At 69.8% G+C, this 13,654-nt stretch carries 14 protein-coding genes; 9 read left to right on the plus strand and 5 right to left on the minus strand.

Features of this window, described 5'->3' with window-relative positions; translation table 11 throughout:
* Positions 1-2 precede the first annotated feature (2 nt).
* Positions 3-1,448 carry a pyridoxal phosphate-dependent decarboxylase family protein gene (locus ABFX50_RS21990; protein ID WP_346149106.1) on the minus strand — a complete coding sequence of 482 codons (1,446 nt, stop codon included), beginning with the start codon at positions 1,446-1,448 and terminating at the stop codon, positions 3-5.
* 85 nt (positions 1,449-1,533) lie between these two features.
* On the opposite strand from ABFX50_RS21990, the gene ABFX50_RS21995 reads away from it, so the two are divergent.
* The 9 genes from ABFX50_RS21995 (at position 1,534) to ABFX50_RS22035 (ending at position 10,979) form a co-directional block, all read left to right on the plus strand.
* Entirely contained in the window at positions 1,534-2,502 is a 969-nt protein-coding gene (locus ABFX50_RS21995) for a GlxA family transcriptional regulator (RefSeq protein WP_346149108.1), read from the plus strand.
* A 288-nt stretch (positions 2,503-2,790) separates the two neighbouring features.
* The gene (locus ABFX50_RS22000) at positions 2,791-3,741 is read left to right on the plus strand and encodes a methionine ABC transporter ATP-binding protein (RefSeq protein WP_346149110.1); all 951 of its coding nucleotides are present in this window, start codon (positions 2,791-2,793) and stop codon (positions 3,739-3,741) included.
* Positions 3,738-4,394, plus strand: a complete 657-nt coding sequence (locus ABFX50_RS22005; RefSeq protein ID WP_346149112.1) for a methionine ABC transporter permease — start codon at positions 3,738-3,740, stop codon at positions 4,392-4,394. Before ABFX50_RS22000 ends, ABFX50_RS22005 begins: the two co-directional genes overlap by 4 nt.
* 13 nt (positions 4,395-4,407) lie before the next feature.
* Positions 4,408-5,214, plus strand: a complete 807-nt coding sequence (locus ABFX50_RS22010) for a MetQ/NlpA family ABC transporter substrate-binding protein (protein ID WP_346149114.1) — start codon at positions 4,408-4,410, stop codon at positions 5,212-5,214.
* A 142-nt stretch (positions 5,215-5,356) separates the two neighbouring features.
* On the plus strand, positions 5,357-5,929 hold the full coding sequence (locus ABFX50_RS22015) for a hypothetical protein (protein ID WP_346121429.1): 573 nt from the start codon (positions 5,357-5,359) through the stop codon (positions 5,927-5,929).
* Positions 5,930-6,028: 99 nt separating this feature from the next.
* Positions 6,029-7,087 (plus strand): C39 family peptidase, encoded by a 1,059-nt coding sequence (locus ABFX50_RS22020; RefSeq protein ID WP_346149116.1) that lies wholly within the window; start codon positions 6,029-6,031, stop codon positions 7,085-7,087.
* Positions 7,088-7,097: 10 nt separating this feature from the next.
* Positions 7,098-8,618: an acyl-CoA synthetase gene (locus ABFX50_RS22025; RefSeq protein ID WP_346149118.1), complete on the plus strand. Its 1,521-nt coding sequence runs from the start codon at positions 7,098-7,100 to the stop codon at positions 8,616-8,618.
* Between the two features lie 96 nt (positions 8,619-8,714).
* On the plus strand, positions 8,715-9,371 hold the full coding sequence (locus tag ABFX50_RS22030) for a DUF4352 domain-containing protein (protein ID WP_346149120.1): 657 nt from the start codon (positions 8,715-8,717) through the stop codon (positions 9,369-9,371).
* Between the two features lie 174 nt (positions 9,372-9,545).
* Entirely contained in the window at positions 9,546-10,979 is a 1,434-nt protein-coding gene (locus ABFX50_RS22035) for a trypsin-like peptidase domain-containing protein (protein ID WP_346149122.1), read from the plus strand.
* 74 nt (positions 10,980-11,053) lie between these two features.
* On the opposite strand, the gene ABFX50_RS22040 is transcribed toward ABFX50_RS22035, so the two are convergent.
* From ABFX50_RS22040 to ABFX50_RS22055, 4 genes are read right to left on the minus strand one after another with little or no spacing between them, the layout of a single operon-like run.
* Positions 11,054-11,794, minus strand: coding sequence for an ABC transporter permease (locus ABFX50_RS22040; RefSeq protein WP_346149124.1), 741 nt, complete (start codon positions 11,792-11,794; stop codon positions 11,054-11,056).
* A complete protein-coding gene (locus ABFX50_RS22045) occupies positions 11,787-12,668 on the minus strand; it encodes an ABC transporter ATP-binding protein (RefSeq protein ID WP_346149126.1) in 882 nt (293 codons plus the stop codon). The genes ABFX50_RS22040 and ABFX50_RS22045 overlap by 8 nt, the downstream gene beginning before the upstream one ends.
* Positions 12,665-12,967, minus strand: a complete 303-nt coding sequence (locus ABFX50_RS22050; RefSeq protein WP_183659615.1) for a transcriptional regulator — start codon at positions 12,965-12,967, stop codon at positions 12,665-12,667. The genes ABFX50_RS22045 and ABFX50_RS22050 overlap by 4 nt, the downstream gene beginning before the upstream one ends.
* The gene (locus tag ABFX50_RS22055; protein WP_346149128.1) at positions 12,964-13,578 is read right to left on the minus strand and encodes a hypothetical protein; all 615 of its coding nucleotides are present in this window, start codon (positions 13,576-13,578) and stop codon (positions 12,964-12,966) included. Before ABFX50_RS22055 ends, ABFX50_RS22050 begins: the two co-directional genes overlap by 4 nt.
* Between the last annotated feature and the right edge of the window lie 76 nt (positions 13,579-13,654).

Raw genomic sequence — 13,654 nt, forward strand, 5'->3', positions numbered from 1 at the left:
GATCAGGCGGTCCGCGTCCTCTTGCGGGCCTCGGCGAGCGCGCTGACCACGGCCTCGAGGTCGGCGGGGCCCGTTCGATGGCTGGTCACGCACAGGCGGATGGCGGGACGGCCCGCGAGGCGGACCGTGCTGAGCCACGCGGCGCCGCTCCTGACCACGTGATCGGCGACGGCGGCGTGCCAGGCGGCGCTGCGCTCATGGCCTTCCGCCTCGGCCTCGGGAGCCGTCACGCAGACGACGGGCAGAGGGGTGTCGTTGATGCGCGACCAGCCCTCCTCGGCGAGACGGCGCGCGAGCACCTCTCCGAGCCGCACGTCCCGCTCGAGCTGCGCGGCGTAGGCATGCCTGCCCGCCACGGCGAGGGCCAGGAAGACCTTCAGGCCGGCGAAGCGGCGTGACCACTGCACGCTGGTGGCGTAGGGGTCGGGAGCGTCCTCGCTCTCGGCGGGCATGTACGAGGTCGTCGCGTGGAAGCTCTCCGAGAGAGCCGCCGGATGCGGGGTGAGGAACATGCCCGCGCCCATCGGCGCCGACAGCCATTTGTGCGCGTCCACCGTGACGCTGTCGGCCAGCTCCACCCCTGCCAGCAGCGGGCGCAGCGCGTCGGACAGCGCGACCGCGCCCGCCCACGCGGCGTCGACGTGGAAGTGCAGGTTCCACTCCCGCGCCAGGGCGGCCAGCTCGCGCAGCGGGTCGAGCGCGCCTCCCGCCGTCGTGCCCGCCGTACCGACCAGGAGGAAGGGCTGCAGGCCTGCAGCCACGTCGGCCGCGCGCATCTCGCGCAGCCTGGCCGTGTCCATGCGGTGCGCCGCGTCGGCGGGCACCAGCCGTACGGCGTCGCGGCCCAGCCCCGTCATGTGCGCGATCTTGAGCCAGGCCAGGTGGCTCTCGGCGGAGGCGTACAGCACGGGCCGCCCGGGCAGGCCGGAGAGTCCCGATCTCGGATAGGTGGCGAACCGGCGGGTCATGGCGACGACGACCGCCGTCAGGTTGGCCTCGGCGCCGCCCACCGTGAAGGCGCCCTCCGTGGTGGCGGGCAGGCCGAGCCTTCCCGCCATGAAGCGCAGCACGTGCCGCTCCATCTCGACGGCGGCGGGCGCGTGGCTGTAGGCGGCCAGCTGGGGATTGACCCCGGCGGCGACGAGCTCGCCCGCCACGCCCCACCAGGTGGGGGTGGGGTTGAACAGGCCGAAGTAGCGGGGGTGCGTCGTGTGCACTCCCCAGCGGCGCAGCGCCTCCATGACCTCGGGCAGCGCTTCGGCGGATGGCCTCGCCACCTCGAAGTCCTGGCCGGCCAGCCATTCGCGCAGCCGCGCGGTGCCGGGCTCCGGCGGCGCCACCGGCCCCTCGGCCACCTCCTTCGCGTGCCGTACGACCAGGTCCACGGCGGCCGTCAGCAGCCTGGCCCCTTCTTCCTCGCCCACGTCGAGCGGTCCCGCATGGTTCATGACACCACTGTCGCCGGGCGGGCCTCCCGGCTACCAGTGGCGAAAATGTCGTGTTCCACAAGATTCGAGCCACTAGATTGGCGGCATGGCCAGGATCCGCGTGGTCGTCCCCGTGCTGGACGAGTGCCCGCTGTTCGAGCTCGCCGTCCCCTGTGAGGTCTTCGGCAGGGACCGCCGCGACCTGACCCCCGACTGGTACGACCTCGCGCTCTGCCAGAGCACCGACCAGGAGCAGAAGTCGCTCAACGGGCTGTCGTTGCGGGCGCCCCACGGGCTGGAGGCGATGCGCTCGGCCGACCTCGTCGTGGTGCCCGCCTGCGCGGACGCCTCCTACCGCCCGCCCGAGGCGCTGCTGAGCGCGCTGGTCGAGGCGCACGACAGAGGCGCGCGGATCGCCGCCGTGTGCTCGGGCGCCTTCATCCTGGCCGCCGCAGGCCTGCTCGACGGCCGTGAAGCCGCCACGCACTGGATGCACGCCGACGAACTGCGGCGGCGCTACCCGAGGGTCGAGGTCAATCCGCGTGCCCTGTTCGTCGACGAGGGCGACGTCCTCACCAGCGCGGGCACCGCGGCGGGCATCGACCTGTGCCTGCACATCGTCCGCCGTGACTTCGGCGCGGCCGTGGCGGCGGAGGTCGGCCGCAGGATGGTCGTCGCGCCGCAGCGGGAGGGCGACCAGGCGCAGTACGTGTCGCCCGTCCTGCCGGTCCCGGCCCAGGACAGAGGGCTCGGCCCTGTGCTGGGGTGGGCGCTCGAGCGGCTGCACGAGCCCGTCACCATCCCGCAGCTGGCCGAGCAGGCCAGGATGAGCACCAGGACCTTCACTCGCCGCTTCCGCCACGAGACGGGCCAGACCCCCATCGGGTGGCTCACACGGCGGCGCCTGGACAGGGCGCGCGAGCTCCTGGAGACCACGCGCCTGCCGGTCGACGCCGTGGCCGAGCGCTCGGGCTTCAGCACGGGCAACGGCCTGCGCCAGCACTTCACGAAGGTGCTCGGCACCACGCCCTCCGCCTACCGCCGCGCCTTCCGGAGTGTCGGCGACACGGAGTGAGGAGACCTTCAGGGGGCGGCCCGCAGTGAGCCACTTCACATCGTGGCCGGGGAATACCCCCTCGCACGAGGTCGTTGGCCTCGGTGTGAACGAGATGCGAATGCGCATGTGTACGGGCTGTCAGGCCCGCCGGTAGCGCACCCTTCCCACCCTCTCGTTCAAAGGCACTCCGATGATCCGACCCAGCTTCGTGCTGCGCCGCCTGAGTCACCTGCCGTTTCACCCAGGCACCCGCTGACGCTTCCCCCGCGTTGACTGTCCATTACCGACTCCGTTGTGGGGAATTTCGTGATTCAGGCTTCTGGCCTGCGCAAGTCGTACGGGAGCATCGTCGCGCTGGACGGTGTCGACCTGGACGTGCGTCAGGGTGAGATCTTCGGCGTGCTCGGCCAGAGCGGCGCCGGCAAGAGCACGCTGCTGCGCTGCGTCAACCTTCTGGAGCGCCCCGACCAGGGCACCGTGACGGTGGCGGGCCAGGAGATGACCGCGCTGGGCGAGCGCGAGCTGCGCGCCGCCAGGCAGCGGATCGGCATGATCCACCAGCACTTCGCCCTGCTGTCGTCGCGCACGGTCGCCGGCAACGTGGCCTTCCCCCTCGAAGTCATGGGCGTGGCCAGGAGCGAGCGCGCGGCCAGGGTGGCCGAGCTGCTCGACCTGGTCGGCATCGCCGACAAGGCCGACGCCCACCCCGGGCAGCTGTCAGGCGGCCAGAAGCAGCGGGTCGGCATCGCCAGGGCCCTGGCGGGCAACCCCTCGGTGCTGCTCGCCGACGAGGCCACCTCGGCGCTCGACCCCGGTACGACCGCCTCGATCCTCGCCCTGCTCAAGCGGCTCAACACCGAGCTCGGGCTGACCATCCTGCTGATCACGCACGAGATGAACGTCGTCAAGAGCGTGTGCGACTCGGTGGCCATCATGACCGGAGGGCGCATCGAGGAGTCGGGCCCGATCAGGCAGCTCCTGACGACGCCCGGCTCGCGCCTGGCGGCCGAGCTGTTCCCCCTTCCGGCACCGGCCAGGGGTGACGTCACGATCACCTTCACCGGCGCGGCGGAGGAGCCGGTCATCTCCCAGCTCGTGCGGAAGTTCGACGTGGACGTCAACATCCTCGGCGGCGCGCTGGAGGAGGTGGCCGGCGGCTCGGTCGGCCGCCTGCGGGTCTCGCTGGACGGCGCCGAGTCCGCGACAGCCCTCACCTACCTGCGCGAGCGCGGCCTGATCGTGGAGGTGGCGGCATGACCTGGCAGGAGATGGTCCCGCTGCTGGGACAGGCGACGTGGGAGACGGTCCTGATGGTCGTCTGGTCCACGCTGTTCACCGTCCTGTTCGGGCTGCCGCTGGGCGTCGCGCTGGTCGGCACCTCGCGTGACGGCCTGTTCCCCTCGCGGGCGGCCAACCAGCTGCTCAGCCTCACCGTCAACATCGGCAGGTCGCTGCCGTTCATCATCCTGATGATCGCGGTGATCCCCTTCACCCGCCTGCTCGTGGGCACCACGATCGGGCTCTACGCCGCCATCGTGCCGCTGACCATCGGCGCGGTGCCGTTCTTCGCCAGGCTGGTGGAGATCGCGCTGCGCGGGGTCAGCCCCGACGTGGTCCAGGCCGCGCACGCCATGGGCGTCAGCCGGCTGTCCATCGTGACCAAGGTGCTGCTGCCCGAGGCCAGGGCGGCGCTGGTCGCGGGGGTCACCGTCACCGTCATCACGCTGGTCTCGTACTCCGCCATGGCAGGGGTGATCGGCGCGGGCGGCCTGGGCGACCTGGCCATCCGCTACGGCTACCAGCGGTTCGAGACGCCGCTCATGATCGCGACCTGCGTGGTCATCATCATCCTCGTCCAACTGGCGCAGACCCTCGGCGACGCCTTCGCCGACCGTCTGGCCAAGCGATAACTGGAGAATCACTGTGCGTACGTTGTTTGGTGCTGTCATCGCAGCCTTCCTAGCGCTTGTTCTGACGGCCTGCGGATCGTCCTCGGCGGGTACGGCCGACGACACGCTCAAGGTGGGCGCCACCCCGACCCCCCACGGCGAGATCCTGAAGTACATCTCGGACAACCTGGCCGCCAAGGAGGGACTGAAGCTGGAGGTCGTCGAGTTCAGCGACTACGTGCCGCTGAACCCGCAGCTCCAGGAGGGCCAGCTGGACGCCAACTACTTCCAGCACCAGCCCTACCTCGGTGACTTCAACAAGGAGAAGGGCGCCAAGCTCACCTGGGTGGAGAGCGTGCACCTGGAGCCGCTGGGCCTCTACTCCAGCAAGGTGAAGGACGTCGCCTCGATCGCCTCCGGCGCCAGCGTGGCCGTGCCCAACGACGCCACCAACCTCGGCCGCGCGCTGAAGCTGCTGGCCGACAACGGCGTGATCACCCTCAAGGAGGGCGTCGGCACCGCCGCCACCGAGCGTGACGTCACCGCCAACCCGAAGAACATCGCCTTCAAGCCGCTCGACGCCGCCCAGCTGCCCCGCTCGCTCGAGGACGTGGACGCCGCCGTCATCAACGGCAACTACGCCCTGGAGGCCAGGCTCAACCCGGCCACCGACGCGCTCGTGGTCGAGAAGGCCGAGGGCAACCCGTACGCCAACGGCCTGGTCGTCCAGGACGGCAAGCAGAACGACCCGCTGGTGCAGAAGCTGGCCAAGCTGCTCAAGTCCCCGGAGGTCAAGAAGTACATTGAGGACACCTATAAGGGTGCCGTCATCCCAGCCTGAATTTTTCCTGTGAAAGATCGGGAATATCCACTTATCTGATATTTAGGGCCCGGCCAGGCGTTTCAAGTGGATTGTAAGCATTCGGCAATCGCCCAGGCGTAGGAAGAGCGTGACAGAAACTCTCTTCCCGAGGAGAACCCGAATGCGATTCGTTTCACGAATCCTGACCGGCGCCGCCATCGCCACAGCAGTGGCTGTCGGCGCCCCGGTGGCCGCCAGTGCCGCGACCACCGGCGCGGCGACCACCGGCACGTCCTGGGGCGCGTACCACTCCAGCGACCACAAGGCGCAGGCCTCCGGTCAGGTCGACGTGGCCAAGAAGTCCTACAAGACCTGGCACTGGGAGACCTTCTACAAGAAGGTCCAGGTGTGCTGGAAGGACAAGCACGGCAACAAGCACTGCGTCTGGAAGAAGAAGCCCTACAAGAAGAAGGTCTGGACCTGGAAGCACGACTTCTTCTTCACGGTCGACAGCACCCTCACCAACCACAAGTGGTGGGGCAAGAAGAAGTACGTCTGCGCCTGGGAGACCTTCAAGGTCATCAACCACGACGGCTCCGCCTACCTCAAGAGCTTCAAGAACTGCGGTAAGGGCGACGCCGACTACTCCTTCTCCGGCAAGAACGCCAAGCACATCTACGTCGATGTGAGCCGGGGCAGCTACAACGGCCCGAAGGGCTTCCACTCCGGTTGGAAGGCCGTGTACCACGCCTGACAACTCGCCATAAAGGGACGTGATCTCCTTGAGAGATCACGGCCTTTTGTTGGGATTGCCGGAGGGCCCCCGGCGGGCAGCTGTCAGGATATGCAACTTGTGATCGCTATATTGCTGGCGATTTATGGGCACGGTGTGCCGGGAGAGGCGCAGGCCGCCTATCGCAGGGAGGCGATCGGCGCCTTCAGCCCCTTCGTCAGGTCGGGCGCGTGGGAGACCTCGCGGTGGACGGGGCCCGAGCGGGAGATCGGCTTCGCGGCGGACGAGCTGGTGCCCTCCTGGACCGCCGACACCCCTGAGGGGAGCTGGCTGCGGGTCGAGGTCAGGGTGCCGGGCTCGGGCTGGTACGTCATGGGCAGATGGGCCTACGGCGAGAGCGGCATCAGGCGCACCACGGTGAAGGGTCAGGCCGACGCGGCGGGCACGGTCGCGGCCGACGTGCTCAGGCTCAGCAGGCCGGTCACCTCCTATCAGCTGAGGGCCACCCTTCTGCGCAGGCCGGGCTCCGCCGTACGGCCTCTTCTGCGCAGCCTGGGCGCCGTGGCCTCGGCGCGCGGCGTCCCCGCCAAGGGGAGCGCGGGGGCGGCGTGGGGACGCGAACTCGGGGTGCCGCGCAAGTCGCAGCTCGCGCACGCGGACCACGGAGGGCGCGCCTGGTGCAGCCCCACCTCCACGGCCATGGTGGTCGGCTTCTGGGGCAGGGGCCCGCGCCCCGCGGACATCGCCTGGGTGCGCAGGAACGACCCCGATCCCGCCGTCGACCACGCCGCCAGGCACACCTCCGACAGGGCGTACGGCGGCAGCGGCAACTGGGCGTTCAACACCGCCTACGCGGGCGCGTTCGGGCTCGAGGCCTTCGTGACCAGGTTCCCCTCTCTTGCCGCGGCCGAGCCGCTGATCGCGTCGGGCGTTCCCTTCGTGGCCTCGCTCTCGTTCACCGCCGAGGAGCTGGGGCGCGACAGCGATGGTCACCTGGTCGTGGTGACCGGCTTCACCGCCGAGGGCGACGTGATCGCCAACGACCCCGCCGCGCGCGGCGTGCGGGTGGTCCTGCCCCGCGACGCCTTCGAGCGGGCCTGGGTGCGCTCCAGCTCGGGCACCGCCTACGTGATCCACCCGCCGGGCAGGGGCCTTCCTGCCGGCGTGGTAACCGAATAGTGTTCTGGTCATGCATCCGGGAGCCATCGCAGCAGTCACCCCCGACAAGCCCGCTGTGATCATGGCGGGCTCCGGGCAGGTCGTCACCTACCGTGAACTGGAGGAGGAGTCGAACAGGCTCGCGCACCTCTTCCGCTCGGCCGGGCTCAAACCGGGCGACCATATCGCTTTCATGCTGGAGAACCACCCGCTCTTCCTGGTCATCGCCTGGGCTGCGCAGCGCTCGGGGCTCTACTACACCGCGATCAGCTCGCGCCTGCGGAGCGAGGAGCTGAACTACATCGTCGAGAACTGCGAGGCCAGGATCTTCATCTCCTCGGCCGGGCTGGCCGAGGTGGCCACCACCGTCTCCGCGCCGGGCGTGGAGCGCCGCCTGATGCTCGACGGCGTGGCCGAGGGCTTCGAGTCCTACGAGAAGGCGGTCGAGGGGCTGCCCGCGACGCCGATCGAGGACGAGTGCCAGGGCTCGGACATGCTCTACTCCTCGGGGACCACGGGACGGCCCAAGGGCGTCAAACCGGCCCTCTCCCAGGCGCCTCTCGACACCCCCGGGCCGCTGCTGCAGCTCATCCAGTTCCTCTTCGCGCCGTCGGACGACAGCGTCTACCTCTCGCCCGCGCCGCTCTACCACGCCGCGCCGCTACGCTACTGCCTGCAGTTCCAGCGGCTCGGGGCGACGGTGGTGGTGATGGAGCGCTTCGATGCCGCCGAGTACCTCGCGCTGGTCGAGCGGTACAGGGTGACGCACTCGCAGCTGGTGCCGACCATGTTCATCAAGATGCTCAAGCTGCCCTCCAGGAACGACTACGACCTGTCGTCCCTGAAGTGCGCGATCCACGCCGCCGCGCCGTGCCCCGTCCCCGTCAAGGAGCAGATGCTCGACTGGTGGGGGCCGATCATCCACGAGTACTACGCGGGAACCGAGGGCAACGGCTTCCTCTACGCGGGCCCCGCCGACTGGCTGGCCCACAAGGGCACGGTCGGCCGCCCCCTTCTGGGCGTGGTGCACATCCTGGACGAGGAGGGCGACGAGCTGCCGCCAGGCGAGCGCGGCACGGTCTACTTCTCCGACGGCCCGCGCTTCGAGTACCACGGCGACCCCGACAAGACCCGCTCCGCGCAGGACCCGCGAGGCAGGGGCTGGACCACGCTCGGCGACATCGGCTACCTCGACGAGGACGGCTTCCTCTACCTGACCGACCGCCGCTCCTACATGATCATCTCAGGCGGGGTGAACATCTACCCCCAGGAGGCGGAGAACGTGCTGTCCGTCCACCCGAAGGTGGCCGACGTGGCCGTCTTCGGGGTGCCTGACGAGGAGATGGGTGAGCAGGTCAAGGCCGTCGTCCAGCCCGCCGACCCCGCCGAGGCGGGGCCGGCGCTGGAGGCCGAGCTGATCGAGTACTGCAGGGAGCGCCTGGCCCCTTACAAGTGCCCGAAGAGCGTCGACTTCCGCGACGAGCTGCCCCGCCATCCGACGGGCAAGCTCTACAAGCGCCTGCTGCGCGAGGAGTACCTCGGCAAGCGCTGAGCCGTCCATGCCGAACCCGCATGTAACAGCGGTGACGCCAACAACGGGAGCCTCAGGAACGTCACAACCCGTGTTCTCACCGACACGGAGGCTCCCATGGCGCACCCTTCTTCCGACCCGAGCCGGCACACCCAGCCCGGGCACACGCACCCGCAGTACGGCGGCCCGCCCCGCCGCAAGAGCAACGCGCCGCTGATCCTCATCGTCATCGCCTCCGTCCTGCTCCTCGTCGGCGGCGGCTGTGCGGCTCTCATCGCCGTGGCCACCGGCAGCGGCGAGCCCGGCACGACGGCCGCCGTCGAAACGGGGAAGGCGGACGGAGGCGGGGCCGAGAGGTCGAAGCGGCCCGCCGAGCCGAAGGCGGCCGGGATCGGCGCGGCCGTGCGCGACGGCAAGTTCTCGTTCACGGTCACCAAGCTGGAACGACGCGAGCGGATCGGCAGCGACGTGATCGGCGCCGACGCTCAGGGCGTGTTCCTCCTCGTCCACGTCAAGGTCGAGAACATCGGCGACGAGGCGCAGACGTTCATGGCCGCGGCCCAGAGGCTCCACGCGGGAGGCAAGCAGTACGAGGCCGATTCCGGCGCCTCCATCTACCTGGACGACGCCAAGTCGCTCTACGAGACGATCAACCCCGGCAACGTGGTGAAGGGCGTCGTCCTCTTCGACGTCCCCAAGACGCTGAAGCCGGAGACGATCGAACTCCACGACTCCCTCTTCTCGGGCGGCGTCCGGGTGTCCCTCGCTGAATGAGTTTTCTCTGAGAGATTCGGCGCGCCACCCCCGCTCGACCTGCGGTGATAAGCGCGGCGTCAGGGCGTGCCGGGACTGCGGATCACCGGCTTAACCGGCGTTTACAGCCGGGTTGACACCCTGGGTGTACGGCACGCCACGGTGGCGGGCCTCAGTGGCCTCTTGGGGATGGAAATGAACACGAACGAGCCTCGTGAGCAGGGCGAAGGCAACGTGGGTGGGGGATGGACCCAGTTCGGTTCCCAGCCCCCCGTTGCTGGGCGGTTCCCGCAGGGCGCGCCCTCGGGCACACCGCAGGGCGCCCCTTCCGACCAGGCGCAGGGCGCCACCCCGCACAGCACGCAGGGCGCTCCTGCGAGCAGCGCTCAGAGTGTGACGGACGGCGGCGCGCCGGGGGCGCCCGCGGCCGAGGACAGGGTGTTCGCGCACGGGGCGCCCTCCTCTGACGACACGACGATCATGGCGGCGCCGGCCGTGCCGAAGCAGCGGTCGCGGTTCACGGCGGGGCAGAAGGCGATCGCGGGGCTCGCGCTGGCGGCCACCGCGCTGGTGGGCGGCGCCGCGGGAGCGGTGACCGCCAACGTCTTCGGCGGCGGCGGGGGCACCGCCGTGGCCGCCTCGCCCAACCCCACGTTCAAGCAGGTGTCGAACCCGCTGACCGTGGCCGACGTCGCCCAGAACGTGCAGCCGTCGGTCGTGCGGATCCAGGGACAGACAGGGGAGGGCTCAGGCGTCGTCCTGTCAGCCGACGGCCTGATCCTCACCAACAACCACGTGGTCGTCGGCGCGGGGCAGGGCGGCGGCTCGATGACGGTGAAGTTCAGCGACGGCAAGACCGCCAAGGCCACGGTCGTGGGCACCGACCCCGCCACCGACCTGGCGGTCATCAGGGCCGAGGGCGTCTCGGGGCTGACCAAGGCCTCCCTCGGCGACAGCGACGCGCTGCGGGTCGGCGACGCGGTGCTGGCCATCGGCAGCCCGCTCGGCCTGGACGGCTCGGTCACCGCGGGCATCATCAGCGCGCTGGACAGGACCCTCACCGTCGGCAACGAGGACGAGGGACGGCAGCAGTTGCCGCCGGGATGGGGCAACCAGCGCAGCCAGTCGCAGGGCTCCACCACCACGATCGGCGGCGCCATCCAGACCGACGCCGCCATCAACCCCGGCAACTCGGGCGGCGCGCTGGTCAACGCCTCGGGCGAGGTGATCGGCATCAACACCGCCATCGCCACGGGCGGCACCGGCAGCGGCAACATCGGCGTCGGCTTCGCCATCCCGATCAACACCGCCAACCAGGTGGCCCAGCAGCTCATCGAGAGCGGCAAGGTGAGCCACGCCTACCTCGGCGTCAGTGTCACCGACGCGACGGGCGACGTCCCCGGCGCGCTGGTGCGGCAGGTGCAGCAGGGCAGCCCCGCGGCGAAGGCGGGGCTGAAGGAGGGGGACCTCATTACCAGGATCGGCGACAAGCCGGTCGATGGGGGAGATACCGTAGTGGGACAGGTCAGAGGTTTCAAAGTCGGCCAGCAGGTCAAGATCACATATATGAGGAACGGTCAGACCCAGGAAGCGACCGTGACCCTCGAGGAGAAGAAGACCACCGAGTAGAACCCCCCTCGCTAACGGAGGTACCGTCGAGATCGCTGCGGACTCGGCGGTACCTCCCCCCTTTTCTGTCGTGACTACTGGAACCTGCGCCCCTCGTCACGGCGGTAGGCCCACACCGCCGCCGCTCCTGCCACGATCGTCCAGACCGCCAGCATGACCAGCGCCAGCGGCGTGGCGGGCAGGTCCGTGGTCGCGGCCCAGACCAGCTCCATCGCCCCCCTGCTCGGCAGGTACGGCGCGATGGCGCCGATGAAGGCGGGCGGGTCCAGCGGATTGCCGAGCAACCCGCCGCCGATGGCGATCGGGAAGAACAGCACCTGCGAGACCGCCACCGCCGCCTTGGCGGGCAGCGAGTAGCCGACGAGCAGCCCCAGCATCATGAACGGCAGCGCCCCCACGAGCAGCGCGCCGAGGCCGAGCAGCAGCTGCAGGGGGGTGGCGGTGGCCTCGGTCAGCAGCGCGGCGACCAGCATCACGGGAACGACCGCGATCAGGGTGATGGCCAGCGAGGTGAGCATCCGTCCCGCGAAGCGGGGGAAGGGCCCCGCGGGCAGGGTGCGAAGGTAGGGGTCCCACGGCTTGCCCCTGTCGTCGGCGACACCGATGCCGAGGCCCATGAGGCTGCTGGACATGACGGCGAACATGGTCATCGAGGCCGTTCCGACCGTCGCGGCCAGCGGGTGGTCCCCCGCGAACGGCACGACGAAGGCGAGCATCGCGACAGTGGGGAAGAAGACGCTGGCCACGATGGCGATCGGGACCCGCAGGTGCTCGAGGAACTGGTAGCGGGTGTGGAGAAGGACCAGGCTAGACATCGACGGTCTCCTTCGAGGTGATGGCGAGGAAGGCGTCCTCGAGCGTGGCGGGGCTGATCTCCAGATCGGCGAACGCGACGCCGCTGGCCACCAGGTCGAGCACCAGCCGGTCGGAGTCGGGGGTGAGCAGGTGGTGGCGGCCCTCCACCCGCTCGGCGCTGACCACGCCCGGCAGCTCGGGCAGTTCGGCGACCGACAGGCTGACCCTGCGCACGCCGACCATGCCGCGCACGGCCTGGATGGTGTCGTCGGCCAGCACCTTGCCGCGGCCGATCACCACCACCCGCTCGGCCAGCGCCTCGACCTCCTCGAGGTAGTGGCTGGTGAGCACGACGGTGCCGCCTTCGGCGTGGAAGGCCCTGATGCCCTCCCACAGCGCCCTGCGCGCCTCGACGTCGAGCCCGGTGGTGGGCTCGTCGAGGAAGACGATGCGAGGACGGCCCGCGAAGGCCAGCGCCACCGCGAGACGGCGCTTCTGGCCGCCCGACAGCCCGCCCACCTGGCGCTTGGCCAGGTCTCTCAGGCCGAAGCGGTCCAGCAACTCCCACTTGTCCAGCTTTTTCGGGAAGTGGGAGGAGACGAAGTCGACGATCTCGCCGACCTTGAGCGCCTCGGGCAGACCGGTCTCCTGGGGCGTCACGCCGATGCCCTGCCGTACGCGGGGGTCGGAGGGGTTGCCGCCCAGCAGTTCCACCAGCCCCTTGGTCGGCTTGCGCAGGCCCACGAAGAGGTTGACGAGCGTTGACTTGCCCGCGCCGTTCGGGCCGAGCAGGCCGACGAGCCTGCCAGCCTCGATCTCCAGTGACACGCCGTCGAGGGCGTTCACCTCGCCGTAGCGCTTGCTGACTTCCACGGTCCTGGCCAGGGTGGTCATTGCTCTCCTCCAAGAAGGGCGCGGATCGCGACGGTGTATTCCTCGAAGGCCAGCCGTCCGCGCCTGGTGAGCGCGACGTAGGTGACGGGGGTGCGGCCCTTGTGCGTCTTGGTGATCTCGACGTAACCCGCGTCCTCGAGTTTCGTCAGGTGCACCGAGAGGTTGCCCGCGGTCATGCCGAGCAGGTCCTTCAGCCCGGGGAAGGCGATCTGGTCGCCCTCGCACAGGGCGTTGAGCGTGGCCACCACGCGCAGCCTGGCCTGGGCGTGGATGACGGGATCGAGGTCGGGAACGCTCACCCGCGCCGCCTGAGCACGATCCCCGCCACGAAGAAGCCGCCGCCCACGAGCAGCGAGATCAGCAGGGAGTGCCAGCCCGGGCCGAGCATGGCGCCGACCGCGTTGACGACGGCCACCCAGACCCCGATCAGGAACATCGGCCACTCGCGCCAGACCGCGCCGCCCGCCATGTAAAGGACGGCGACGACCAGCAGCGAGACCGAGGCGTAGAGCAGGCCGACCTGCTCCCGAGGGAGCAGCGGGGCGAAGCGGCTCACGATCAGGCTCATCGACATCATTCCGACGAACCATGAGTAGCCGTACATCATCCCACGCTGGGCCGACTCCCCGCGGACCTGGACGCCGCCGGACCTCGCGGTCCAGAACAGGAAGGCTCCGGCCAGCAGCTGGCCGCCGAACAGGATGGACAGAGCGAGCTGCCAGCTGATCGGGGCCAGCGGGCGGCCGTCGAGGCCGTAGGACAGGAAGAACGCGCCGAACCCGACCATCCAGGCGACGCCCCACGGGGCGTACAGGAGCAGGGGGTCGGGTTGGAGCCTGCGCGCGGTGGCGGCGCTCTGTTCCTCGATGAGCCGCATCATCTCGGCGGGGCTGAGGTCTTCCTCGTCCACGTCGCTCCCCATAGGTCCGTTTTGTCAACTAGTTTGTACTGTAAACCTGATTGCGCCGCAAACGCAAGAGCGGCCC

This window comes from Nonomuraea recticatena (assembly GCF_039533245.1).
GTDB lineage: Bacteria > Actinomycetota > Actinomycetes > Streptosporangiales > Streptosporangiaceae > Nonomuraea > Nonomuraea roseola.